Consider the following 23,992-nt stretch of genomic DNA (forward strand, 5'->3'; position numbering starts at 1 on the left):
AGTTTCCCGAATGGGTTCAATCGCCTAGGGGCTGGGCGTCGTCGCCGTCGCGATTGACGACGAGCTGGTGTTTGATCCGGCGCATGCTGGCGATAGCCGGCGTGCCGAGGCGGGTCGCCACGGTCTGCGCCAGAATGTCGACCATGGCGAGAAAGGCGTAGCGCCCGGGCGTCGGGCGCAAGATGTCGGTATTTTCATGCCAGTGGACGGGGATAAGAATATCGGCGGCGTGGGCAACCATGGAATTGCCCCGCGTTATCGCGATCCGCCGCAAACCATATTCCCCGGCAACGGCCAGCGCCTTGGCCAGTTGGACATTGTTGCCCGAGAGCGAGAAGGCGAGGACCACAGTCCCGGCTGGGGCCGAGGCCGCGCGCATCAATTGGAGCTGATGGTCAAGCGTCGAGGCCACCTTGATCCCGAGGCGGAAAAGCCGGGTTTCGGTTTCGCCCGCCAGCATGGAGGACGCACCACCCGAGCCATAGGCCAGCACATAACTTGCGCCGGCCACAGCTTCGGCGGCCCGATCCATGGCGTCGTAGTCGAGTTTTTCAAAGCTCTGATAGATGGTTGCCTGGATGCCGTTGACGACGCCCTGGGCGATGTCGCGCACATCGACAGGGCCGGCCGTGGGGGCCAGATAGCGCTGGCCGACAAAGCGCGACTGGGCCAGCCGCACCTTGAAATCGGCGTAACTGTCGCAACCGAGGCGTCTGCAGAACCGCGTTACCGTCGGCGGCGACACCTCGGCCTGGGCTGCCAGATCGACAATGCTCATCTTGAGGACGCTATCGACATCGGACAGCACGATCTCAGTCAGGGCCCGTTCAGAACGGGTGAACCCGTCCTTTTCCGACTGCAACAACCCAACAATGTCCAACATGGCGTTTTCCTCCGCCCGCATCCGTTCATGCGATCAGGACATAAATGAAAATGATGGCCCCACAAGCCTTTGTGCCGGCAAGCCCTTTAGTAGATCGCCAGGCCCCGCTGATCGAAGAGATGCGCCCGATCGATGGCGAAGCCCATGCGAACAGTTTTTCCGTCCACCAGATCCGGATTGCCTTCGAAGAGACCGATGAAATTCTCTCCACCCGCCAGGGTGGAATAGGTGATGGTGTGGATGCCCAGCTGCTCGACGATATTGGGCGTCGTCTCCAGGGTAAAATCCCCTTGCCCGAGACCCATATGTTCCGGCCGGATGCCGAGTGTCACCTCCTGGCCGGCCACGTCCGTGCTTGTCCGCGGCAAGACAATGGTGCCCAGGCTCCCCAGATCCACGGTGATTTTGGCACCGTCGGCGCTGCGGACCCTGCCGTTGATGAAATTCATCTTCGGGCTACCGATGAAGCCGGCGACGAAGAGATTGTCGGGCTTGTGATACAGCTCGAGCGGCGAGCCGACCTGGCTGATTTCGCCGGCGTTGAGCACCACGATCTTGTCGGCCATGGTCATGGCTTCGATCTGGTCGTGGGTCACATAGATCATGGTCGAACCGAGCCGCTTGTGCAGTTCCATCAGCTCGATGCGCATCTCCGAGCGAAGCGCGGCGTCGAGGTTGGAGAGCGGTTCGTCGAATAGGAAGATCTTGGGCTGGCGGACGATGGCCCGGCCAATGGCGACGCGCTGGCGCTGCCCGCCGGAAAGTTGGCCGGGACGATGCTGCAGGCGGCTTTCAAGCTGCAAAACCTTAGCGGCGGCCGAAACGCGCTTGTCGACCTCGGCCTGCGGCAGCTTTTCGACGCGCAGCGGGAAGGCGATGTTTTCGTAGACGCTCATATGGGGATAGAGCGCATAGGACTGGAACACCATGGCGATGCCGCGCTGGACGGGTGGCAGATCGTTAACCACCCGGCCTCCGATCTCGATCTCGCCGGCGGAGACATCCTCCAGCCCCGCGATCATGCGCAGCAAGGTGGACTTGCCGCAGCCCGACGGTCCCACGAAGACAACGAACTCGCCCTCGGCGACGTCCAGATCGATGCCCTTGATGATACGGGCCTCATTGAACGATTTTTCGAGGTTTTTGAGGCTCAGTTGCGACATGCTGCGTCTCCCGGCGCGGAAAATTGGTGGTGCCGCCGCCCATGGGAGGGCGACGGCAAGGTCAGGAGGACCTTTACTTGTACTGTTCAAGCTCGGAAGCGGCGCGCTCCAGGGCGGCCTGAGGCTCGGCCTGGCCGGTGACGACAGACTGGACCATTTCGATCATGACGTTCTGCAGGCCGATATAGTCGTTGAACAGCGGCTCTGGGCCACCATATTCGATGCCGTCCAGGAACGGCTTCCAATAGGGCTTTTCGGCCAGGAGGTCGGCGGTGTTGGGTTCAAGCGGACGCAGCGGGGTCAGGCCCTGGGCCATCTCGGCATCCCACTGGCGCTGGCCGTCGGTGAGGAATTTGGCGAGGCTGGTGGCCTGCTCTTCGACGCCGGTGCCCTTGAAGATGGCGAGGGCATCGGTGATCAGCAGCGTACCGGGACCCTTGGCGTCGGGACCGAGCGGCAGATTGGCCACGCCCCAGTTCATGCCGGCTTCCTCGGCGCGCAGGGCGGCACCGGGGGAGGCCTCGATCATGGCAACGCCGCCATCGAGCCAGATGGCACGGACTTCATTCTGTTCGTAGGCGGTCGGGCCTTCTTCGGAATAGGGGGTGATGTCCTTGAGCGCCTGGAGAGCGGCGAGGACCTGCGGCGAGTTGATGGTGATGTTGCCATCGGCATCGATCACCTGGCCGTCATTGGTGTAAACCCAGTGGAGGAACTGGTGCATGGTGTTGTCGAAGGTCTTGGCGACGAGGCCATAGCCCGCGGCATCGGTGTTTTCAGTGATCTGCTTGGCGAAAGCGATCTTTTCTTCCCATGTCTTGGGCGGAGTTTCGGGATCAAGACCGGCCTCTTCGAACAGATCCTTGTTCCAGAACAGCGCCTTGGTCGAAAAGGCGACCGGCACGCCCCACTGGGTGCCGTCGAAGGTCACGGTATCGGGGACGTAATTGTAGTAGGCAGCCTTTTCCTCGTCAGTCATCGGCACGGGGACGATGAGGTCGTTCATGGCGAACTGCTTGAGCGTGCGCGATCCGACATAGGCCAGCGCAACCGGCGTGCCGGCGGCGGCAAGCGTGGTCACCTTGTCCTGGCACTGGCCCCAGCCCACGATTTCCGGGACAACTTTGAAACCGGGATTGGCCGCTTCCCACTCCGCGAAGCTTTCGGCATAGCCGGCGGTGAGTTCGTCGCCGCAATTGATGAAGGCGATTTCCTTCACGTCCTGGGCGTAAGCAGCCGGGGCGGCGCTGGCCAGTGCCAGCAGCGATACGGCCATCAAACCGATTGTCTTTTGCACTTGTTAGTCTCCCTTGAATGAGGCCCCCTCGGGCCCTTACTGCTTCACGGCTCCGGCGGTGAGACCGGCGACGAGGTAGCGCTGCAGGAACACGATGACGATCATGACCGGCAGGATTCCGACGAAAGACGCCGCCATCAGCTCGTTCCAGATCACCTCCTGCTTGCCGAAGAAGGCGAAGAGGCCGATCGGCAGGGGCATGAATTCGGTCTTGGAGTTGAAGGTCAGCGCAAAGATGAATTGCTGGGCATAGGCGCCGATGAAGGTCATGATCGCCACCACCACGATGCCCGGCATCGCCAGCGGCAGGATCACCCGGCGCAAAGTATAAAGGCGACTGGCGCCATCGACCCAGGCCGCCTCGTCCAGCTCGCGCGGAATGCGCAGCATATAGGTGCGCAAGAGCCAGATGGATGACGGGATGAGGAAGGCCGCGCCCGGCACGATCATGGCCCAATAGGAATTGAGCAGTCCCAGCGTCCGCATCAGGCGGAAAAGCGGGATCAGCAGCACTGCGCCGGAGAACATGTTGACCGCGAGGAACCCGCCCAGCATCAGGCCCGCGCCGGCGAAATTGAAGCGGGCGAAGGCATAGGCCGCCGGCACCACGATGACGACGACGATCAGCGTCACCACGGCCGAGATGAAGAAGGAATTGAAAATGTGCAGGCCGAGCGCCGGCACTGAAGTCCACATGGAGACATAGGCGTCGAAGGACCAGGTCTTGGGAATGAAGCTGTAGGGCCGCGAAAACAGCTGCGCCAGCGGCTTCAGCGACACGAGGAACCCTTCGATGAAGGGCGCCAGCACGAAGAACAGGAACACGGCAAGGCCGGCATAGAGAGCTGCCACTTCGTACCATTTGTAGCGGTCGATCATGGCTTTGGCAGAGCGGGTTCTGGCTTTTGGCCTCACGCTTGCCGGGCTGTCGACGGCGGCAATTTCGGTCGAGCGGGCGACGTCGGTCATTTGGCTTCTCCCTGCTGCAGCCTGCGCACGGCGCGGAAGTAGGTGATGCAGAAAATGGTCACGAAGATCGAGATCACCACGGCGCGCGCGGCGCCCTCGCCATATTTGCGGGAGCCCATGGCTGTCTTGTAGGTGTCGATGATCATGGTCGTGGTCGACCCCGAGGGACCGCCCTGGGTCAGGATCCAGATGATGTCGAAGGAATTGAAGGTGGCAATGAGCGAGAGCAGGCTCATGGTGATGATTGCCGGCACCATCAGCGGCACGGTGATGCGGCGGAAGCGGTAGAAGCGCCCGGCACCATCGGTCCAGGCTGCCTCGTAGAGATCCTTCGGGATCGACTGCATGGCGGCGAGGAAATAGATCGTAACCATGGGGACGCCGATCCACACGTCGGTGACGATGGTGGCCCAGAACGCCGTGTTGCCATAGGCGAGGAAAGCGATCGGGCCGTTGGTCAGGCCGAAGTTCTGCAACAGGCCCGAGATCATCCCGAACTGGCCGTTATACATCCAGCCCCACATGAAGATGCCGATGGCCATGGGCACGATCCAGGGCGGCATGGTGAGGATGCGGAAGAGCGTCTGACCGGGAATGGCGGCGTTGAGCAGCACCGCCCCGCACATGCCAATCACCATCTTCATGGACACCGAGAAGAAGGTCCAGATGAAGGTGCGGATGATCACCTCGGTGAAGTTTCCGGCACCGAAAATGCGCTGGTAATTGGCCCAGCCGACGAAGTCGTATTCCTGGCGCAGCGAGGCATTGGTGAAGGAGAGAACGATCGTGTCGAACAGCGGATAGGCGACGATCGTCAGGATGTAGATCAGGGCCGGAGCCAGCAGGGCGAATGCGAAGAGGGTGGCGCTTCTGGTGCTGGTCATTGCCTTGTCTCCTTCAGCTCGACCGGCCCAGGGCAGCATCGAAGCGCTGCCAGATGGGGGTCATGTCGACCACGGATTTGTTGCGCATCGCCTCGTCCATGCAGAGCGCGAGAAGCCCGGCTTCAAGCGCGTCGGTCACTGAAACGGGAAGCGGTACGCCCTCGACGAGATGCTTGAGAATGTCCTCGGCCATCTGCTCATCGGCACCGTAATGCTGTGACAGGGCGGTGCTCTTGTAGGTCTTATCCTCGAGCGTCTGGGACGTGCGACTATCGGTGACTTTGAAGTAATTGCGGACGAAATCGCCCTCGGCCATGCCCTTGGCGCCGATCACCGCGAAACGGCGAAAATCGTCGGGCACGTTGATATTGGTGTGAAAGGTCAGCGCCGCGCCGTTTTCGTACTGCACGATGGCGGTCTGGAAGTCGATGATGTCGCCATCACTGTCGAAGACCTTGTCCGAGCCCTGCCAGCCGGAAGGCTTGCGGTGATAGACTTCGAGGTCATTGGCGCCGGTGGTTTGAGGGGCATTTTCCGGAACGAAGCTGCGTCGACCACCAAAACTGGCGACGAAGCGCGGGCGGCACCCCATAACGCCATTATAGAGATCGAGGTCGTGGCAGCATTTTTCGAGCATGAAGCTGCCGGCGTATTTTTCGTAGCGGCGCCAGTCCCGCATGAAGAAGGCGCCGTGATAGGGCGGGATGTGCTCGGATGCCTCGATCGAGGCCACGTCGCCAAGCTTGCCTTCAGCCTGCGCCTTGCGAAGATCGACATAGAGCGGGGCGTAACGCAGCACGAGGCCGACCATGACATTGTCGGAGCCGTAGCGGGCAAGCAATTCCGCCAGGGCCAGGGTATCCTCGACCGTGGTGACGACCGGCTTCTCCGTAAAGATCTTGAGGCCACGTTCGAGGCCGATGCGGATATGATCGAGATGGAGATGGTTGGGCGAACCCACCATCAGGAGGTCCAGATTTTCCGTGTCGAGCAGCGCCTCGAGGCTTTCATAGGCCTGACCGACGGGAACATTGTGCTCGACGGCATAGGGGAGGCCGGCCGGATCGGGATCGACATAGCCGACCACCTGGAATTCGCTGCTGGCCGCAGAAAAAATCCGCGCCAGATAGCCCAAGCGATAGCCAAGCCCGATAATCCCGACGCGCATATATACCCACCCTGTTTCTCGCCAATCTCTTCCGGATCGGTCGCGATTTCTGTAAACGATTTTCAAGACTAGGCGGCTTATTGTCGCAATGTCAACACAGATTCAATACCTTCACAATACCAATTTAAGCCACGCCCGGGCGATGCCGATTTTCTCAGCATTAAGCTCAGTTTATAGTCTTTTGGCGCAAGACAATTGGCCCGATTGCTCTGGACAAGCGGCGAGCCTTAAAGCAACCTAGCGCAATTGGTATCCATGTGGCCTTTTTCAGAATGGGGCTCAAACATGGGTGTGCTGAAAATTTGATACATTGCGGACAGAGCCGTGCCGCCATGTCGAGGGAGCAAGATGAGCCTGTCTACAAACCCTTTCCCTGACGATGCCGACCGTTCAGCCATCTGGACGATGCTGGTCCCCCGCGACATCGCCGCCTATATCGCCGCCGACTGGTCGATGGTGGAAGGCGACTTCCTCGCCGATGATTTCATGGGCATTGATGGGAATAAGAAGGGTAATCCCGACGGCTGGACCATCAGCTATCCGACCCTTGAAGCCTATCGCGACGAATGGTTGCGCCAGGCGCGCGAGGGCCAGTCCGTGCAATATGCCGAGGACCAGGAAGCGGGTATTCATCGCGCCACCAGTCTCACCGAGATCGAGATCAAAGGTGATCGTGCCGTGGCCCACAAGAAGTTCGACGGCGAAATCCGCCGCACCGATGGCGGCAAAGACGTCCTCAACTGGCAGACCATCTATTTTTGCCGCAAGGTCGAGGGCGCCTGGAAGCTCACCGGCTTTGTCGGTTACCTGCCCTACCCCATGGGCGGGACCCTCTAGGACCCAATCCCGCCCGCGTCCGGCGCTCCGATTGGGCGCCGGACAACGGCCAGCATTCCGGAATTGCACGAATGGCCGCCGTTCCCCGCCTCGATCCGCAGCGACTGACCATGCTGGCGTTCTTCCTCCAGCCGATTGCCTTTGGCTCGTGGTTGCCGCGCATTCCTGAAATTCAGGCCGGCCTCGGGCTAGGCCCCGCCGCACTGGCTGTAGCCCTTCTGGGCATGCCGGTCGGCACGCTTCTCACTTTGCCTTTCGCCGGTCCGCTTGTCGGGCGGATTGGCGGTCGAGCCGCGATCATTGCCGGTTTTGTGTTCTATTCCATCGCGGTGTGCCTGCCGGCGCTCGCCCCGGACGCGTTCTGGCTGTTCGTGGCACTGGTCCTGGCGGGGTCTTCCATCTCTTTTGTCGAACTCGGCCTGAACGTGCAGGCCGACCTCGTGGAAAAATCCACCGGCTCGCTGATCATGAACACCTCCCATGGCTGCTGGTCACTCGGCATCATGGCGGGCAGCCTCATCGGATCCGCATTGGCCGGCTTTGGCCTCCCGCCGAACCTTGCAATCCCGCTGATCAGCCTGGCGGTTCTGCCCATAGCCCTGGGCACGGGCAAGGCATTGCCCGCTCTCTGGGATGCCCCGGCATCCGCGCCATCAAGCAAATCGGCCTGGTCCATGCCAAGCTGGCCGCTGATCGGCATCTGCGCCTTTGTCTTCGGCATCGCCATGACAGAGGGCGCCATGGCCGATTGGTCGGCCATTTTCCTCCGCGATGCCGTGGGTGCAGAGGCCGGCGCGGTCGGGCTCGGATATTCGGTATTTGCCATGTTCGTGGCAGCGGGCCGCTTCGGCGGCGACCACCTCAAGCGCCGCCTCGGCGCGATCAACACGGCCAGGCTCTGCGGCGCGCTGGCCGTCCTCGGCAGCGTGGCCATCTACATGGCGCCGAACTTCGCCCTTGCGCTGACTGGATTTGGCATTCTCGGGATCGGTGTTTCCGTCGGCTTTCCACTGGCCGTCACCGCCGCGGCAAGCCTCGGAGACCGCGCCGCTTCGGCCAATGTCGCCGTATTGTCCTTTGTAGCCCTCACAGGCTTCCTCGTGGGACCGCCAATGATCGGGTTCATCGCCGAACATTTCGACATTCGCGCCGGCATTGCCTGCGTCATCCCCGTCCTGATCGTCAGCCTGCTCCTTGCCGGCCGCCTCAGGCCGCGTGCCGCGCCTTCCTCAGCCATCTCAACCGCCCAGACATTGGGAGCGTGATCCATGCGCATTGCCGTCGCCGGCCTGCACACAGAATGCAGCACCTATAATCCGGTGCTCGCGCGCGAAGCCGATTTTCGCGTGCTGCGCGGCCCCTCCATGCTCAAGGACGGCTATTTCGACTTTCTCACCCATTTCCCCGCCGACTTCGTCACCATACTGCATGCGCGCGCAATTGCCGGTGGGCCGGTGGAGCGGACTCTCTACCAGCGCTGGAAGGGCGAAATCCTCAAAGGGCTGAGGGCCGCCATGCCCCTGGACGGGGTTTATCTGGCCCTCCACGGCGCCATGTTCGTCGACGGCATGTTCGACGCCGAGGGTGATTTGATTTCGGCGGTTCGGGAAGTTGTCGGACCGGATGCCATCATCGCCGCGAGCTACGACCTGCACGGCAATGTCAGCCAGCGGATCATCGATAATCTCGACATTTTCTCCACCTATCGTACCGCCCCGCATATCGACGTGCCGGACACGATGCGCCGGGCCGTGACCATGCTGGTCCGGGCGATCTCGACCGGCGTGCGACCCGGTCTCATCTGGGCCCCGGTGCCGGTCTTGCTGCCGGGCGAGCGCACCTCGACCCAGGACGAGCCGGCCCGCAGTTTTTACGCGCAACTCCACCAAGTCGAGGAGCCTTCAGGCATCTGGGATGCCTCGTTTCAGGTGGGATATGTCTGGGCCGACGAGCCGCGCGCCACGGCCTGCGCAGTCATCACCGGCACTGACAGGGTGGCGATGGAAAGGGCGTCAGTCCGGCTTGCACAGCACTATTGGGATCTGCGCGACCAATTCGTCTTCGGCATGGAAACCGGATCGATAAAAGAGTGCGTGGCTCGGGCGGTGGCGAGCCAGACGAGGCCGGTCGTGCTGGCCGAATCGGGCGACAACCCCACCGGCGGTGGCGTCGGAGACCGGGCGGAAATGCTCAGCGCCCTTATCGATGCGGGCGCAAAAGAGACGATCTTTGCCGGCATTGCCGATGCAGCTGCGACGGAGGCGGCCTATGCAGCAGGCTTGGGCGGACAGTTGAGCCTCAAAATCGGCGCCAGCCTCGATCCATCAAGCCAGCCGGCAGGCGTGGATGCCAAAGTGGCCTGTCTGCTCCCGACAGAAGACACGCGCCTCCGCGAAGCCGTGCTGCGGATTGGCGGGATCGACCTCGTGGTCACAACTCGGCGACGGCCCTTTCACAATATCGCCGATTTCACCCGGCTCGGACTCGATCCCCATGGGGCCAGGATCATCGCCGTCAAATCCGGCTATCTCTCGCCCGAACTCGGGCCCATCGCCAATCCGGGCCTGATAGCGCTGTCGCCCGGGGTCGTCGATCAATTCGTCGAACGCACAGAGCGGCTACACACACCGCAGCCCAGCTTCCCGTTCGATCGGGATTTCGACTATACGCCCCGGCCCCACCGGTCTGCCCGCTTCCCCTAGCGCCGGCAAGTGCTTGCCCCAACCTTGCGCTTTCGCTAATCACGACAGGATAGCGAAGGCTCCCCATGACCACCTCCATGCGTCAGGCTCAGATCGTCGAGCTCGCCCGGCAAAAGGGTGGGGTCAGCGTCGAGCAATTGGTGGCGCTGTTCGGCGTCACGGCACAAACCGTGCGCAAGGATCTCAACGTCCTCTGCCGTCGCGGCGTCCTCAAGCGGACCCATGGCGGCGCCATCCACCCCTCGGGCGTTGAGAACATGGAATATGAAGCGCGCCGGCAGATCGCCACCACAGAAAAGCAGGCCATAGGCCGCGCCGCTGCGCAGATCATCCCGGACGATGCCTCTCTCTTCATCAATATCGGCACCACCACCGAGGCGGTCAGCCAAGCTCTCAGCACCCATCACGGGCTGATGGTCATCACCAACAATATCAACGTTGCCAATCGCCTGCGCCTCGCCCCGGGAATTGAAGTGGTGATTGCCGGTGGGGTGGTGCGCCCTTCCGATGGCGGCATTGTCGGCGAGGCCGCGGTCGACTTTATCCGCCAGTTCAAGGTGGACTTTGCCGTGATCGGGGTTTCCGCAATCGACGCCGATGGGGCGCTGCTGGACTTCGATTATCGCGAGGTCAAAGTGGCCCAGGCAATCATAGCCAATGCAAGGCATGTCATCCTCGTCTCGGACGCCACCAAGTTCACGCGAACCGCCCCAGTACGGATCGGCCATCTTTCCCAGGCCCACAGCTTCATCACCGACTACTGCCCTCACGATTCGATCCGGCGCATCTGCGCCGAGAACGACATCAGACTGATCGAAACCGGCGCCCCGCCGCCTACGGAGAACTAGAATGAATTCTGCCCAAGACGATCTCGCCCGGCGCCTGATTGCTGCACATGAGGGCGGCGAGCCCGTGGGCACGGTGGCGCCCGAACTGGTCCCGACCTCGCTGGAAGAAGTCTATGCACTCCAGGACCGCGTCATCGCTCATGCGGGTGAAATTGGCGGATGGAAGATCATGGCCGGTGGAGAAGGGGAGCCGCTCTGTGCCCCGGTCCCGGCCAGCCGCTATTATGATGAAGGCGCCGAGCTCGATGCCGGCCACCACCGGCTGATCATTGCCGAGGTAGAGTTCGCCGTGAAGCTGGGCGCGGATCTGACGCCGGGCGTTGCAGTCGAACAGGCAATCGCGAGCCTGCATCCGGTGCTCGAATTCATCGCCAATCCCTTCGTGGATCGCGACGCCATGGCGCGCAACCTTCTCTTGGGCGACTTGCAGAGCAACGGAGCCATTGTGGTGGGGCCGGCGCTCGACCGCTCGATCCTCGACAATCTCACTACCCTCAAGGTGGGTCTCGATACAGACGGCAGCACCGTCAAGACGGCCGACACCGGGGCCAGCTGGACCGATGTGGTCGCTGCCCTGGGCTGGCTTGCTCAGCATGCAGCCGCGCGCGGCCTGCCGCTCAGCGCGGGACAAGTGATCATCACGGGCGCGCGCGTGCTTGCTCCGCTTGCCGGTGCCGCCGAGATCGCCGGCACCCTGGGTGCGTGGGGGCGCGTCAGCGCGCGCCTCAAAGCATAAAGTCGACCATGTCGAACTCCATCTCCGCATCTGCCACAGGCGATGATGCGGGGGTGGGCGCTCCCCAGAGGCGTGAATGGATGGTGCGCTCCGCCTCCATTGTATAGCTCTTGCGCAGGACATCGAGCACCTCGGCGAGGGCCGCACCGGGATTTTCCGGTTGTGCGCTGTCCGACATCGCCGCGATCTGCAGAGCGATATCCTGCATCACTTCGGCAAGAGCGGTCTGGCCCTGCATGCCGGACGCTGCCGCCTGCAGGAGCTTGATCACCTTGGGCCCGTCCGAATTGAGGCTGCCAAGCGCCTCTGCGAGGCGGTCGTCGAGCGCGGTGAGCAGGGTCAGAGCATGACTTGCCTGCTGCTCAAGGCGGCCAATCTGGCCGGCATTGTCGCCCGTTGCCGCAGCGCCAAAGGCCTTCGCCAGTTCCGATGACTGGTCGAGTTGGGTCATTGCCGCTTCCGCTGCAACCACGGTTTCGCTGGTCAGCTCCCGCAATTGGGTCGCAATGACGGTCAGGGATGCCCCGCGAGGCCCCAGCTGGGCGCATCGGACGGCTGCGTTGAGGCTGACGAGACGCATGTTTGCCTCGATGTCCTGGACCGCGGCGACGTGCCCCAGCAGCACGCCGACAGTATCGTGGACGGCGGTCGCCACGGTTTCGAGCTTGGATCGCTCGATTTCGCAATCGCGCAGGATTGCGGAGGCCGTCCGCAATTGGGCATTCAGCGCGGCCATCGCAGATGTGCTGCCCTTGTCGCTGCCATACAGGTCCCGGCTACGGTCCATGATGATCGCTGCATCGCTGGCAAGCGCGTCGAGCGCCTGTTCGGCCTGCTGGACCTCCTGGGCGAAATCGGTTGCGGCGCCCGTCAGCTGCGCCTGCTCGAGGGTCGCGAATGCAGCGACCGCGTCTGCCCGATCGTCCTCTGCGATGGCAATATTGCCCACCGCCCTGCCGGAGAGCAAAGCCTCCAGACCATCAAGGGCTGCCTCGACATGTTCGAGCCGCTGACGCGTGGAATCGCCAACCTGCAGGGACATCACCGCGCTGCCGATCCGCCCGACGATCTGGCGTGACACGCGGCTGGTATCGGCGCTGCCTGCCGCTGCCGCCTGTCGCTGGCCGCCAAGGGCCTCGAGCGTGCCCTCCAGGCTACGGGCCAGGGCGGTCAATGTATGGGCATGGCTCTCCTCGAAACGCGCGCGCTGGCTGGCCGCCTTGTCAACCTCGGCGGTAAGCTGCCGGTAGACCTGCGAGAATTCCAGGATGGTCTGGCTGGCTGTCGAGGACAGGGTCGAGATGTCGGTGGTGAAGACTTCGAAATCATCGCTGTCGCCAACGATCCCGGCGGCGGTGACGCGTGCATTGATCGAGACAATGCCCATCATCTTGACCGCGCGGCGGAGATCGCCAATAGGCGATTTTGCAGCAGCCACCACTTCGACGAGCCGGGCCAGGTCGGCTTTCTCCTGGACGAAATTCTCGGAGAGCTCGCGCGCCTTGTCCGCCACCGCCCGAAGCTGGGCTGTGGCCTCCTCGACTTCCGCACCCTCAAGCGCGTTCGGGAGGGCTTCGAACAGGCGGATCAGCTTGTTCAGCATGGTGGCGCCATCGGTCAGGCGGGCGCCGACGGAAACAAAAGCGGATTCGATCTGCTGGCGGGGCTGAGTAAGCGCCTCGGCAAGCGAACGAACGTGATCAGGGGCAGGCAGCCGGGTCATTCGCTGGCTCCGGTTGGGCGTGGCGCGTTGCGGGAAAAGGCGTTGATTTCTGCGGCCATCTTGGTCAGCGGCAGGACGCGAGCGGCGGCGCCGCGCTGGATGGCTTCCTTGGGCATGCCGAAGACAACCGAAGACTCTTCGTCCTGGGCTACGGTGTGGCTGCCCATCTGGCGCATTTCCAAAAGCCCTCGGGCGCCATCGTCACCCATGCCGGTCAGCAGCATTCCCATCGCATTGCGCCCGGCGCTTTGGGCGGTGGAACGGAAGAGAATGTCGACGGAGGGTCGGTGGCGCGAAATGTGGGGGCCTTCGACGATCTTGGTGGTGTAGCGCGAGCCGTTCCGGACCAGCTGCATATGCACATTGCCCGGCGCGATCAGCACGCGGCCGGCGACAACGATATCGCCGTCTTCGGCCTCTTTGACTTCGACGGCGCAGGCCGCGTTGAGGCGGCGCGCAAACGCTCCGGTGAATTTTTCAGGCATGTGCTGCACGATCAGGATGGGCGGGCAATCGGGAGGGAGGGCCACGAGCACTTCGCGGAGGGCTTCGGTTCCCCCCGTCGACGCCCCGATGGCGATCAGCGGATCGGTGACCGGCATGCGGGCAATCATGCTCTCGCGACGCGAATCTGAAAATGGCGGAATAATCGCGTCGGCGGTCAGCTTGGCCTCGACGGTCAGCGCCGGTGCCGTCTTGCGCAGACCACGCAGTTTGGCATGCGCGGCCGCCTTGGCGGCGTCACAGATGCGCATCCGTGATTCCTGGAGGAACTGGGCCGTGTCGACGCGCGGCTTGGCGACAACGTCCACGGCTCCGGCCTCGAGGGCCTGCATCAGCGTGTCCGAACCGGCCTGTGCCAGGCTCGAACAGATCACGACCGGAATCGGCTTCTGGGCCATGATCTTCTTGAGGAAGGTAATGCCGTCCATGCGCGGCAGTTCGATGTCGAGGAAGATGACGTCCGGCACCTCCTGGCGAATGCGCTCGACCGCCACATAGGGGTCGGCCGCCGTCGCCATGACTTCGAGGTCTGGGTCGGCAGCGATGATTTCGCTCAGTGTGGTGCGCACCGAGGCGCTGTCATCAACGATGAGGACACGGATCTTGTTCGAACCGGAGGCAGGCATCCGCAAACTCACAGGCGCTGGAATACGGCAGGAGCAACCTGGCGTACGGGAATGGTGGTGCCGATCATGGACTCGGAATGACCAAGAAGTAGATAACCGCCGGGCCGCAAATGCGCGACGAGCCGCCCGATGACAGCGGCCTGGTCGGCCTTGTCGAAATAGATCAGCACATTGCGCAGGAAGATGATGTCGACGTCCCGGTCATAGGGATAGGCGCTGTCCATGAGGTTGAGCCGCTGGAAGCGCACAAGACGGCGCAGTTCAGGGACGATGCGAACCTCGGTACGCGGCCCGCCCTTGCGCGACCACATGAGGTAGCGCGACTGCATGTCGGGCGGCACCGGCGCGATCTGTTCGGCCGGATAAATGCCACGGCTGCCCTGGGCGAGGACATCGGTCGACACGTCCGTGCCCAGAATGGAAAACCGGAAATTATCCTGCTGCCGCGTCATGTCCGCGAGCACCATCGCAATGGTGTAGGCTTCTGCACCGGTTGAGGCGGCGGCGCTCCACACCTTGAGCAGGGGCCGACGCTCACCGCCCCGAGCCTGGAGCAGGTTGGGCACGAGGGCAGACTGCATCAGGTCGAAATGTTCCGGCTCGCGGAAAAAATCGGTCTTGTTGGTCGTGACCACGTTGATGAGGTAGACAAGTTCCTGATCCAGTCCGCCCTTGCGAAACACATAGTCGCAATAGGCGTCGAAACTGGGCAGGCTCAGTGCGCGCAGACGGCGACGCAACCGCCCCTCCACCATCATGCGTTTGGCAGGCGGCAGACGGATCCCCACCTCCTTGCCGATCAGGGTGGCGATTTTGCCGAAATCGGCATGGCTGAGATGGTCTTCATCCGCCTGGACGAGACGCGCAGTCGACATTTGGCCCAAGATGGCCTCCGCGGGAAGAAGGTCCGCGCCGTGGCGCGGGCCTGTTGAAGTCAGGCGGCTGAAAGAACGGCTTCGGCGCCGAGGAGACGGTCGAGGTCGAGAACCGTCACGAACTCGCCATTCCTCCTGCCGATACCCTCGATGCAATGCCCATCCCAGGCGGCGTTCACCGCCGGCGGAGGATCGAGCTGATCGCTGTCGAGCACTGTCACCTCGAACACGCGGTCGGCCTTGAGGCCCAGCGTCACCGGGCCGGTCGGCCCGTTGATGGCCAGCACGACGATCCGCGTGTTCTCCGTGTCCGGAGCCGGCTCCATGTCAAGGGTCCGACGCAGATCGATCACCGGCACGCCCTGCCCCCGCACATCGATAATGCCGAGAAAATTCGCGGGCGCCCGCGGCAGGCGCGAGATGGTGCGCATGTCCAGGATTTCCTGGACCTTGGTGACGGGCGCAGCGAATTTTTCATCCGCCACTCCCAGGGTCACATATTGGTTTTGATCAGGCATGTCTTGTCTCGCTACGCAACGCTGCGGCTGAAGCCTTCGTCGATCTCGTCCGTGGCATCGTCGAGGGCGAGGTCGAATCCGCCCGCGCCCCCAGTGGCCTTGCCGGCCGGCTTGCGCATATGGGGCGCCGCTGCCAACAGGGCGGACCGAACATCCCGCTTGGCCGGCTTTGCCGCATGGGTCGAAACCGAAACACCGGCCAGGCGGAAATAGCTGATCGCGCTCTGCAATTGCTCGGACTGGCTCGCCAGTTCCTCAGCCGTGGAGGACATTTCCTCGGCGGCGGAGGTGTTTTGCTGGGTCACCTTGTCGAGCTGCTGGATGGCGGTGTTGATCTGTGCGGCACCGGCATTCTGCTCGCGGCTGCCGGCGGAGATCTCTCCCACCAGTTCAGCTGTGCGCTGGATGTCGGGAACCAGCTTGCCCAGCATTTCGCCGGCGGACTGGGCAGCCTTGACGGTCGTACCGGACAGGGTGGAGATCTCTGCGGCAGCGGCCTGGCTGCGTTCTGCAAGCTTGCGCACTTCGGACGCGACCACTGCAAAGCCCCGGCCATGCTCGCCCGCGCGGGCCGCTTCGACGGCTGCGTTGAGCGCCAGGAGATCGGTCTGGCGAGCGATTTCCTGCACGACCATGATCTTTTCGGCGATCGTCTCCATTGCGGAAACGGCACTGTTGACCGCCTGGCCCGAGGCGATGGCGTCGGCAGCGGACTGGCGAGCGATCTTTTCGGTCTGGTTGGCATTGTCGGCGGACTGCTTGATGGTCGCAGCCATTTCTTCCATCGAGGCCGAGGCCTCTTCGGTGGACGAGGCCTGTTCGGTCGCACCCTGGCTCAGCTGTTCAGCGGTGGCGGACATTTCCTGAGCGCCGGCCGACACATTGTTGGCCGACGAAATGGCGTCCGAGATGACCTCGCGCAGCTTGAACACCATGCGCTCGAGCGCAACGCCGAGAGTATCCTTGTCGGACAGACGCTTGGGCTCGACGGTCAAATCGCCGGAGGCGATCTTTTCGGCAATCGCGGCAGAACCGCTGAGGCTTGCAACCATGCGCTGCAGGGCATCGCCAATGACGTCCTTGTCGGAGGCCTTCTTGGGCTCTGCAGAAAGATCGCCGTCGGCAACCTGGCTTGCGATGGCAGCAACGCCGCGCAGGCTCTCCGTGACGTTGTTCACCGTATCGACGAGATCCTTGATCTCGTCATTGCTCTTGACCTCGACGCGCTGGTCGAGATCGCCGAGGGCGACGGCAGTGAGCGCCGTCTTGACGCGATTGAGGCCGCCACTGATGCCGACAACGATAAAGATTGCGGCAAGCGCTGCGACAATCGCCGAACCGACCAACAGGCCGATCAGCATCATCAGGCTGTTCTGGTAGAGGCTCGATGCGTCTTCAGCCGACTTTGCCAGCATGCTGCGCGTGGTCTCGATCATGCCGTCAAGCACGGTGTTGGCTTCACCCGCCAGCACAGCGCCGAGGTTCGCAGCGTCTGCGGCAGCCAGGTCGGCGCGGCTCATGCTCATCGCCACAGCTTTGTCCATGGCGACGACCATGTCGCCATAAGCCGATTCCACGGCAGCAAAGAGGGCAGCTTCCGACGCAGGAATGGCGCGGCGAAGGATCGGCAGGCTTGTGCTGATGGCTTCCAGGCCGGACTGATAGTCGGCATGCCAGCGATCCTGCAATTCGGTGTCCATGGAGGCGAGCAACACGTTTCGCTGCTGGCGGAACATGTCGGACATGGTCAGGAACATGTCCGTGGCGCGCTGATAGGCCGGGAACGCCGAGATGTCTCCCGCCTCGACCTTGGTGGCCAGGGCCGATTTGAGCGCAGTCATGGTCTCCTCAACCCGACCAAGCGTCTCGCTTCCTTCGCTTCGGCTGATCGCCAGCGCCAGGACGTCGCTCTTGATCAGGCCATGCTGCTCGGCGAGCTTTGCAGCATCGTGGAACTCGTTGAATTCTTTCTCGAAAGAGTCGATCGTGCCGTAATTGCTGGGATCGGCATTGGCGCGGAGCCGTACGAGTGAAGTGTTCACCTCGTCGACATCCTCCTGAATGGAGGCCACCATTCCCTGCGCTTCCGCTGCATCGCTGGTCAGCACCAGTGCCCGGGTCCGCGACCCCATGCTCTCGAGGCTGCCCTGGATTTCCATAATCGTCAGGGCGTTGGCGGTGCGCACGTTGACGATGTTGTTCAGAGAGTCGTTGAGATTGCCGAGATTCTGAATGGCAATCAGCATGCTGCCGGCCGACAATGCAACAACTGTCGCAAAGGTAGCCGCCAGCTTGGCCTTGATAGTGATACGCATGAAAGTAAGTGCCCCCTAGGCAGAAAGTGTGGCGCGCCGAGCGCCGTCTACTAATTGGTGGCGCCGCAATGACCCGCGGCGCCAGCGTTCTTCGATCAGGCAGCGCCGCGGCGCGAAAATTCGCCGTCGAGATCATCTGCCCCGCTGTCGAGGTCGAGGTCGAACCCACCCTGGCTCCGGGGGGCCGGCTGTCCCTTCATGTGCGGTGCACTGGCCAGGACGGCGGCGCGCAGATCGCGCTTGGCGCTGCGGGCTGGAGCCCGAGGCGGGGCCAAAGCGGCGACATTCTTGGCGTTCAGCCGGAAATAGCTGATCGCGGACTGCAATTGTTCGGCCTGGCTGGCCAGTTCCTCGGCCGTGGACGACATTTCTTCGGCTGCTGACGTATTCTGCTGGGTGACCTTGTCGAGCTGCTGGATGGCAGTGTTGATCTGGGCGGCTCCGGCATTCTGCTCGCGACTGCCTGCGGAAATTTCTTCGACCAGTTCGGCCGTCCGCTGAATGTCCGGGACCAGCTTGGACAGCATGTCCCCTGCCGATTGTGCGGCCTTGACCGTGGTGCCGGAGAGCGTCGAGATCTCGGCGGCGGCAGCCTGGCTGCGCTCGGCTAGCTTGCGCACTTCGGAAGCCACCACGGCAAAGCCGCGACCATGTTCACCGGCACGTGCCGCTTCGACGGCCGCGTTGAGTGCGAGGAGATCGGTCTGGCGGGCGATTTCCTGCACCACCATGATCTTTTCGGCGATGGTCTGCATGGCGACGACGGCGTTGTTCACGGCATCGCCGGAGGCGATCGCATCGGCAGCGGATTGACGGGCAATCTTTTCAGTCTGGGTAGCGTTGTCGGCGGACTGCTTGATGGTCGCGGCCATTTCTTCCATCGAGGCCGAAGCCTCTTCGGTCGAGGAGGCCTGCTCTGTCGCACCCTGGCTCAGCTGTTCAGCCGTGGCAGACATTTCCTGGCTTCCGGCGGCCACGTTCCTGGTAGCCGCAGTCACTTCCGCAACCACTTCGCGCAGCTTGGAGGTCATCGAATTGAGGGCCTTGATGAGGTCACCGACCTCGTCGTCACCCTTGACCTGGACCGTGGCATTGAGATCGCCGGCAGCAACTTCGTTGGCGAGGTGAACTGCACTCGACAAGGCGCGGGAGATGGTAACGACAATCCATGTCGCCGCGATAGCGGCGATCAGCACCGAGATCACAAGCAGGCCGATGAGCAGCGCCAGCGACTGTTCATAAAGCGTGTCTGCTGCCGCATCCGATGCCGCCACGGAAGCAATGTTGGAAGCGATGACCTCATCGAGGCCAGCGATAAGCTGGTCTCGGGTCTCCTTGATCCGACCGTTCAGCAGGTCGCGCGCCATCGTATCGCCATTTTCGAGCGACACGGTGGCGACCTGACCTGAAACCTCGAGCCATTTGACGATATCATCGGCAAGGCTATCGAATTGGGCGCGATCCTGACCAGACAGCTGGCGGCCCAAGGCGTTGACATTGGACTGCAATTCGGCCCGACGCTCGGCCAAGAGGTCGCCATACTGGACCTGCGTGGCACTGTCATCGGAAGTGGCGAGGACCTGGAGAAGGTCCATCTCGTATTCGGCAACCGCGGTATCGAGGGCGCTCAACGCCTGGTAGCGCGAGAACTCTGCCGTGGCACCCGAGGCGACATTGCCCGCAAGGCTGGCTTCCAGCACATCCATTGACGCATCGACGTCGGAATAGGCTGCTGCAAGTTCGGACTGGGCCAGTTCGCGCGCGATTGTGCCGGAGTTCATTAGGGCGAAGGTGCGCAGATCGGCATCGGCGGCCTTATAGGCCTGCCAGGCCGGCATCATGGCATTGATCTGCGCATCTTCGGCGTCAGTCTCTGCCAGGTCGAGAAGCGTCTGAACGCCGGCCTCGAACCCGGCCATTTCCGCATCGAGCGCTGCCAGGAGCGATTGCATTTCCGGCACGTCGTCTGCAAGTACGAGCGAGCGCTGGTCACGGCCGATACGGGTGACGCGTTCCTGCAGCTCATTGGCGGCCGTCGCACCGGCAAAATCGAGATCGATGATATCGTCGAGTGTCGACTTCATCGTGCCGAAATTGGTGATGGCAACGAACATGCTGACGCCCGAAAGCAGGACGACCGCACTGAAGGTCGCCGCCAGTTTCGTCTTAATAGTCAATCTCACAATGCAGACCCTTCTTCTGATGCTGCTGCGGCTGGGCTCCTGCCCGCCGATGTTTCGAAAATTCGTTCCATGTCGGGAATGATGATGAAGCCGCCATTCCGCTTGCCGATGCCCTTGACGTATTCGGGCCGCCAGCGCATGCCGACCTTGGGCGCCTCCTCGATGGACGCTGCCTCGATATCGGTGACGTCGTGGACCTTGTCGGCAAGGATGCCGGCTATGGTCGGTTCGCCGTCGATGTCGACTTCCATGACGACGATGCGCGTGTCTTCATCCGGCTCCGGCCGATGCATGCCGAACATCACGCGAAGGTCGGCCAGGGGCACGACGCGGCCGCGCACATTGATCAGCCCACCCACGAACGAGGGGGAGTTGGGCACTTCCGTAATGGGCACAAGATCGAGAATCTCGCGTACCCGGCTGGCTTCCACCGCAAACAATTCGTCTTCGAGACGGATGGTGAGGGCGGTCATGGACCCCGTCAGTTCGCTCTTTTCCAGCGCGCTCATGCGGCCCTCCCCACGGATTGGTTGTGCTCGATATAGCTTTGCCCCGAGCCAACGAGGTGGGCGGTATCGAGGATGAGAGCGACCGTTCCATCCCCCAGAATTGTGGCCCCGGAGAAGGACTTGATGCCCGAATGGAGCTTGGAGAGCTGCTTGATGACGGTCTGGTTGTTGCCGATGATCTGATCGACGACGAGCCCAACGCGGCCTTCGCCGGAGGAGACGATAACCACCTTCTGGTGCTCGTCGGCCTCACCCCTGAGGCCGAAGACTTCGCGCAGGCGCAGATACGGCACGAGGCTGCCCCGGATATCGAGGAAGTTGCGGCCCTTGGCATGGGCCTCGATGCCTTCGGGCAGTTCGACGCATTCCTCCACCGCCGCGAGCGGGATGGTGTAGCGGCCATCTCCCACTCGGACGAGCATGCCATCGATGATGGCCAGCGTCAGCGGCAGGCGCAGGGTGAGGGTCGAGCCCTCTCCCGGCCGGGTGGTCAGGTCGATGGTGCCACGCAGGCCATCAATGGTCCGCTTGACCACGTCCATGCCCACGCCGCGACCCGATAGCGCGGTGACCTCGCCGGCGGTCGAGAAGCCAGGGGCGAAGATGAGATGGTAGAGTTCCTGGTCGGTCAGCTTGGCATCCGGCGCGATAATGCCGTTTTCCTCGGCCTTGGCGCGGATGCGGGCGGCGTTGAGGCCGGCGCCGTCATCGGACACCGAGATGGCCACTTCGGCGCCCGAATAAACCGCCGACAGCCGGACCGTTCCCTGGGCCGATTTGCCCGCGGCAAGGCGCTTTTCCGGGCCTTCCAGGCCATGGTCGACGGCATTGCGGATGAGGTGGACCAGGGGGTCCGCGAGGCGCTCGATCATGGTCTTGTCGAGCTCGGTCTCTTCTCCGGTGGTGATGAATTCGATGGGCTTGCCCAGCTCTCCGGAGAGGTCGTGGACGAGACGCCGGAAGCGGCTGAACAAGGTGCCGATCGGCACCATGCGGATGCCCATCGTGGTGTCGCGAAGCCCGGAAGACAGGCGTTCCAGCTCTTCGGCGATGGTTTTTAGATTGATGTCGGCGCTCTGGGCGGCGATCTGGGTGAGGCGGGCCTGGGCGATGACAAGTTCGCCCACCCGGTCCATCAATTCGTCCAGACGTTCGGCGGGAACGCGCAGGGATGTGGCGGCCGGCTTGTCGTCTCCGCCCTTCTCGGCGGCCTTGCCGCGCTTGGGCGCAGGAGGCGCGGCGGCGAGTAGCGCAGGGGCCGAATTGGTTAGCAGACTGTTAGCATCTGCAGCGATCTCAGGTGAAATCGGTGCGCTCGGCGCCTGGTCTTCCAGAGGTTCGAGCGTGAGCTCCATATTGTCGCGCAGGAACAGGAAGACATCGTCGATCGCGGCGGCCGGATCGGTGGCCGTCATATCGACCTGCCAGCCAATATAGGCGTTCTCCGGCTCGAGAGTGTCGAGAAGGGGAATGCGGTCGGTCAGTGGAGTGATCTCGCTCGGCCCGATCGCGGCCAGCTCCTCAAGGAGCAGGAGCGGATTGGTGCCGTAGAGCAGCGCGTCGCCGGGCAGGTAGAAGCGGAGGCGCCAGCGCGCCGGTGCGGCACTGGGCTGGGCCTGCGCGGCAGCCTGGTTCAGCTCCGCCTTGACGGCGGGCGCGGACGGGAACGCATCGCCGTCGACGATGGCGCGCAACTCGGCGAGAATGCGCGCTCCACCGTCAATGGGAGCGTCCGGCGTTTCGATGAGCAGATGGATGTGGTCCTTGGCGTCGAGCGCGACGCCGATCAGCGCCGCGTTGACCTGGCTCTGCCCCTTGCGCACACGGTCGAAGGCCGTCTCGAATTCGTGGACGAATTCGGCGACCGCCGTAAAGCCGAACATCGCCCCCGAGCCCTTGATGGTATGGAGGGCCCGAAAGGTGGAATTGACCAGGTCGTGATTGCCGGGGTCCTGATCCAGATCCAGCAGGCCCGCCTCGAGCTGGTCGAGCAGCTCGCGCGCCTCCTGGCGGAAGGTCTCGGTCGGGTCGGAGATGTTCATGCTCCGGTGACCTTCTTGATGACGGCCAGAAGCTGGTCCTGCTTGAACGGCTTGACGATCCAGCCGGTGGCGCCCGCTTCCTTGGCCTGACGCTTGAGGTCCTCATCGGACTCGGTGGTCAGAAGGATGATCGGGATGCCCTTGCTGGAGGGATGCTGGCGATATTTGCGGATGAACTCGATGCCGTTGAGGACGGGCATGTTGAGGTCGGTGATGACCGCATGAACGGTATTGGTCGTTGCCTTGTCGTAGCCGTCCTGGCCGTTGACGGCCTCGATTACGTCAAGGCCCGCAGCCGTCAGCGTCATGGCCACCATCTGCCGGATGGATGCTGAATCGTCGATAGTCAGAATGGTCTTGGTCATACCGCTCAGGTTCCGCTTGTCTGAAGAGTTTGAGTGTCCCAGAACCCCGCCGAAGGGCCCTCTCCCACAAAGCCACCGCCCTGCAGTACCTGGCGCAAGGGCTCTCCGAGTGGGGAGAGCATGCTCAGCGCCCTGCCTTCCGCCGTGGCCTTGGCAAGGCCGGCGAGCAAGGTCTGTACCGTGGTGACATCGGCAGCCGTAACGGTCTGGGTGTCCACCTGCACAAGGGGATGGGTGTCTATCGCCTGTCGGAGGGCCGTGGCGACGGCCTGGGCTGATTTGACGGTGGCGTCGCCGGCAATGACGAGCGTGAAGGGACTGGCGCCGGTCATGGCAATGACCGGACGAAAAAGTAAAATAACGGTAACATTCTGCTTTTCTGCCGAACGGCGGAGGGAGAAATGATGGGGCGCTAAGAAGTCGTCAGCCGGCTCTTTATCCGTCTGTTAAGTTCAATGAATATGTCGAGAGCCGTATTCCCATCCGGCACATTGCCAATTTATGCGCTGATGGCTTAACCGATAGTTACGCGTTCACTATCGTCGCAGAAAATGTCAAATCAAATACAAGAGTTACTTTTGATATATCAAAGTAGTTCTTGGGCCGTGATTCAGAATCGATGGTGGATCCGGGACAAATGCTCTTGAATCCTCGCAACTGGATTCAGAATCGACTCAGCAGTAGCAGAGCGCCGTTATTGCTGGATTCACTTGCGCGCCCCGCCGGACTGATGCGGCGGGGCCGCGCGGTCTGGCAAAATGGCAGCATTGTGGCGAGATGGAGGCAATCCAGGGTGGCGCTTAGTCTTTGACTGGAAGCCGTGCCGGCAGACGGGGCCGATGACC

The 23,992-nt window shown here is 62.5% G+C and carries 21 protein-coding genes; 5 read left to right on the top strand and 16 right to left on the bottom strand.

The window, feature by feature from the left end; all coding sequences use genetic code 11:
• Positions 1–16 precede the first annotated feature (16 nt).
• The 6 genes from N0P34_RS19330 to N0P34_RS19355 all read right to left on the bottom strand — a co-directional run bounded on the left by N0P34_RS19330 (position 17) and on the right by N0P34_RS19355 (position 6,364).
• Positions 17–883 (bottom strand): MurR/RpiR family transcriptional regulator, encoded by an 867-nt coding sequence (locus N0P34_RS19330; protein WP_275604830.1) that lies wholly within the window; start codon positions 881–883, stop codon positions 17–19.
• An 86-nt stretch (positions 884–969) separates the two neighbouring features.
• On the bottom strand, positions 970–2,046 hold the full coding sequence (gene ugpC, locus N0P34_RS19335) for a sn-glycerol-3-phosphate ABC transporter ATP-binding protein UgpC (RefSeq protein ID WP_275604831.1): 1,077 nt from the start codon (positions 2,044–2,046) through the stop codon (positions 970–972).
• A 73-nt stretch (positions 2,047–2,119) separates the two neighbouring features.
• The gene (locus N0P34_RS19340) at positions 2,120–3,322 is read right to left on the bottom strand and encodes an extracellular solute-binding protein (RefSeq protein ID WP_275607034.1); all 1,203 of its coding nucleotides are present in this window, start codon (positions 3,320–3,322) and stop codon (positions 2,120–2,122) included.
• 57 nt (positions 3,323–3,379) lie between these two features.
• Complete coding sequence (locus N0P34_RS19345; protein ID WP_275607035.1) at positions 3,380–4,222, bottom strand: carbohydrate ABC transporter permease; 843 nt, start codon at positions 4,220–4,222, stop codon at positions 3,380–3,382.
• A gap of 86 nt (positions 4,223–4,308) precedes the next feature.
• Positions 4,309–5,196 carry a sugar ABC transporter permease gene (locus N0P34_RS19350; protein WP_275604832.1) on the bottom strand — a complete coding sequence of 296 codons (888 nt, stop codon included), beginning with the start codon at positions 5,194–5,196 and terminating at the stop codon, positions 4,309–4,311.
• A 13-nt stretch (positions 5,197–5,209) separates the two neighbouring features.
• Positions 5,210–6,364, bottom strand: coding sequence for a Gfo/Idh/MocA family oxidoreductase (locus N0P34_RS19355; RefSeq protein WP_275604833.1), 1,155 nt, complete (start codon positions 6,362–6,364; stop codon positions 5,210–5,212).
• Between the two features lie 348 nt (positions 6,365–6,712).
• On the opposite strand from N0P34_RS19355, the gene N0P34_RS19360 reads away from it, so the two are divergent.
• From N0P34_RS19360 to N0P34_RS19380, 5 genes are all read left to right on the top strand, one after another.
• Entirely contained in the window at positions 6,713–7,201 is a 489-nt protein-coding gene (locus N0P34_RS19360; RefSeq protein WP_275604834.1) for a hypothetical protein, read from the top strand.
• A gap of 71 nt (positions 7,202–7,272) precedes the next feature.
• Positions 7,273–8,466 (top strand): MFS transporter, encoded by a 1,194-nt coding sequence (locus N0P34_RS19365; protein ID WP_275604835.1) that lies wholly within the window; start codon positions 7,273–7,275, stop codon positions 8,464–8,466.
• A gap of 3 nt (positions 8,467–8,469) precedes the next feature.
• Positions 8,470–9,903 (top strand): M81 family metallopeptidase, encoded by a 1,434-nt coding sequence (locus tag N0P34_RS19370; RefSeq protein WP_275604836.1) that lies wholly within the window; start codon positions 8,470–8,472, stop codon positions 9,901–9,903.
• A gap of 65 nt (positions 9,904–9,968) precedes the next feature.
• Positions 9,969–10,751 (top strand): DeoR/GlpR family DNA-binding transcription regulator, encoded by a 783-nt coding sequence (locus tag N0P34_RS19375; RefSeq protein ID WP_275604837.1) that lies wholly within the window; start codon positions 9,969–9,971, stop codon positions 10,749–10,751.
• Between the two features lies 1 nt (position 10,752).
• Positions 10,753–11,487: a fumarylacetoacetate hydrolase family protein gene (locus N0P34_RS19380; RefSeq protein ID WP_275604838.1), complete on the top strand. Its 735-nt coding sequence runs from the start codon at positions 10,753–10,755 to the stop codon at positions 11,485–11,487.
• On the opposite strand, the gene N0P34_RS19385 is transcribed toward N0P34_RS19380, so the two are convergent.
• From N0P34_RS19385 to N0P34_RS19430, 10 genes are all read right to left on the bottom strand, one after another.
• Positions 11,477–13,210: a hypothetical protein gene (locus tag N0P34_RS19385; RefSeq protein WP_275604839.1), complete on the bottom strand. Its 1,734-nt coding sequence runs from the start codon at positions 13,208–13,210 to the stop codon at positions 11,477–11,479. The two genes, N0P34_RS19380 and N0P34_RS19385, sit on opposite strands and share 11 nt — an antisense overlap.
• Complete coding sequence (locus tag N0P34_RS19390) at positions 13,207–14,340, bottom strand: chemotaxis response regulator protein-glutamate methylesterase (protein ID WP_275604840.1); 1,134 nt, start codon at positions 14,338–14,340, stop codon at positions 13,207–13,209. The genes N0P34_RS19385 and N0P34_RS19390 overlap by 4 nt, the downstream gene beginning before the upstream one ends.
• Positions 14,341–14,348: 8 nt before the next feature.
• On the bottom strand, positions 14,349–15,215 hold the full coding sequence (locus tag N0P34_RS19395; RefSeq protein ID WP_275604841.1) for a CheR family methyltransferase: 867 nt from the start codon (positions 15,213–15,215) through the stop codon (positions 14,349–14,351).
• 59 nt (positions 15,216–15,274) lie between these two features.
• Positions 15,275–15,733, bottom strand: a complete 459-nt coding sequence (locus tag N0P34_RS19400; RefSeq protein ID WP_275604842.1) for a chemotaxis protein CheW — start codon at positions 15,731–15,733, stop codon at positions 15,275–15,277.
• Between the two features lie 11 nt (positions 15,734–15,744).
• Positions 15,745–18,048: a methyl-accepting chemotaxis protein gene (locus N0P34_RS19405; protein WP_275604843.1), complete on the bottom strand. Its 2,304-nt coding sequence runs from the start codon at positions 18,046–18,048 to the stop codon at positions 15,745–15,747.
• 95 nt (positions 18,049–18,143) lie between these two features.
• Positions 18,144–20,231, bottom strand: coding sequence for a methyl-accepting chemotaxis protein (locus N0P34_RS19410; protein WP_275604844.1), 2,088 nt, complete (start codon positions 20,229–20,231; stop codon positions 18,144–18,146).
• A complete protein-coding gene (locus N0P34_RS19415) occupies positions 20,228–20,740 on the bottom strand; it encodes a chemotaxis protein CheW (RefSeq protein ID WP_275604845.1) in 513 nt (170 codons plus the stop codon). Before N0P34_RS19415 ends, N0P34_RS19410 begins: the two co-directional genes overlap by 4 nt.
• Positions 20,737–22,782 carry a chemotaxis protein CheA gene (locus N0P34_RS19420; protein WP_275604846.1) on the bottom strand — a complete coding sequence of 682 codons (2,046 nt, stop codon included), beginning with the start codon at positions 22,780–22,782 and terminating at the stop codon, positions 20,737–20,739. Before N0P34_RS19420 ends, N0P34_RS19415 begins: the two co-directional genes overlap by 4 nt.
• Complete coding sequence (locus tag N0P34_RS19425) at positions 22,779–23,147, bottom strand: response regulator (protein WP_275604847.1); 369 nt, start codon at positions 23,145–23,147, stop codon at positions 22,779–22,781. The genes N0P34_RS19420 and N0P34_RS19425 overlap by 4 nt, the downstream gene beginning before the upstream one ends.
• A gap of 5 nt (positions 23,148–23,152) precedes the next feature.
• Entirely contained in the window at positions 23,153–23,479 is a 327-nt protein-coding gene (locus N0P34_RS19430) for an STAS domain-containing protein (RefSeq protein WP_275604848.1), read from the bottom strand.
• Between the last annotated feature and the right edge of the window lie 513 nt (positions 23,480–23,992).

The sequence above is a fragment of the Devosia sp. FJ2-5-3 genome (genome assembly GCF_029201545.1).
GTDB lineage: Bacteria > Pseudomonadota > Alphaproteobacteria > Rhizobiales > Devosiaceae > Devosia.

Excerpts from the sequence above, each read along its gene's own strand:
- N0P34_RS19380 (WP_275604838.1), top strand. The coding sequence starts at position 10,753 with ATGAATTCTGCCCAAGACGATCTCGCCCGGCGCCTGATTGCTGCACAT.
- N0P34_RS19360 (WP_275604834.1), top strand. The coding sequence starts at position 6,713 with ATGAGCCTGTCTACAAACCCTTTCCCTGACGATGCCGACCGTTCAGCC.
- N0P34_RS19430 (WP_275604848.1), bottom strand. The coding sequence starts at position 23,479 with ATGACCGGCGCCAGTCCCTTCACGCTCGTCATTGCCGGCGACGCCACC.
- N0P34_RS19385 (WP_275604839.1), bottom strand. The coding sequence starts at position 13,210 with ATGACCCGGCTGCCTGCCCCTGATCACGTTCGTTCGCTTGCCGAGGCG.
- N0P34_RS19405 (WP_275604843.1), bottom strand. The coding sequence starts at position 18,048 with ATGCGTATCACTATCAAGGCCAAGCTGGCGGCTACCTTTGCGACAGTT.
- N0P34_RS19340 (WP_275607034.1), bottom strand. The coding sequence starts at position 3,322 with ATGGCCGTATCGCTGCTGGCACTGGCCAGCGCCGCCCCGGCTGCTTAC.
- N0P34_RS19390 (WP_275604840.1), bottom strand. The coding sequence starts at position 14,340 with ATGCCTGCCTCCGGTTCGAACAAGATCCGTGTCCTCATCGTTGATGAC.
- N0P34_RS19370 (WP_275604836.1), top strand. The coding sequence starts at position 8,470 with ATGCGCATTGCCGTCGCCGGCCTGCACACAGAATGCAGCACCTATAAT.
- N0P34_RS19400 (WP_275604842.1), bottom strand. The coding sequence starts at position 15,733 with ATGCCTGATCAAAACCAATATGTGACCCTGGGAGTGGCGGATGAAAAA.
- N0P34_RS19395 (WP_275604841.1), bottom strand. The coding sequence starts at position 15,215 with ATGTCGACTGCGCGTCTCGTCCAGGCGGATGAAGACCATCTCAGCCAT.
- N0P34_RS19365 (WP_275604835.1), top strand. The coding sequence starts at position 7,273 with ATGGCCGCCGTTCCCCGCCTCGATCCGCAGCGACTGACCATGCTGGCG.
- N0P34_RS19425 (WP_275604847.1), bottom strand. The coding sequence starts at position 23,147 with ATGACCAAGACCATTCTGACTATCGACGATTCAGCATCCATCCGGCAG.
- N0P34_RS19375 (WP_275604837.1), top strand. The coding sequence starts at position 9,969 with ATGACCACCTCCATGCGTCAGGCTCAGATCGTCGAGCTCGCCCGGCAA.
- N0P34_RS19345 (WP_275607035.1), bottom strand. The coding sequence starts at position 4,222 with ATGATCGACCGCTACAAATGGTACGAAGTGGCAGCTCTCTATGCCGGC.
- N0P34_RS19420 (WP_275604846.1), bottom strand. The coding sequence starts at position 22,782 with ATGAACATCTCCGACCCGACCGAGACCTTCCGCCAGGAGGCGCGCGAG.
- ugpC (WP_275604831.1), bottom strand. The coding sequence starts at position 2,046 with ATGTCGCAACTGAGCCTCAAAAACCTCGAAAAATCGTTCAATGAGGCC.
- N0P34_RS19415 (WP_275604845.1), bottom strand. The coding sequence starts at position 20,740 with ATGAGCGCGCTGGAAAAGAGCGAACTGACGGGGTCCATGACCGCCCTC.
- N0P34_RS19330 (WP_275604830.1), bottom strand. The coding sequence starts at position 883 with ATGTTGGACATTGTTGGGTTGTTGCAGTCGGAAAAGGACGGGTTCACC.
- N0P34_RS19355 (WP_275604833.1), bottom strand. The coding sequence starts at position 6,364 with ATGCGCGTCGGGATTATCGGGCTTGGCTATCGCTTGGGCTATCTGGCG.
- N0P34_RS19350 (WP_275604832.1), bottom strand. The coding sequence starts at position 5,196 with ATGACCAGCACCAGAAGCGCCACCCTCTTCGCATTCGCCCTGCTGGCT.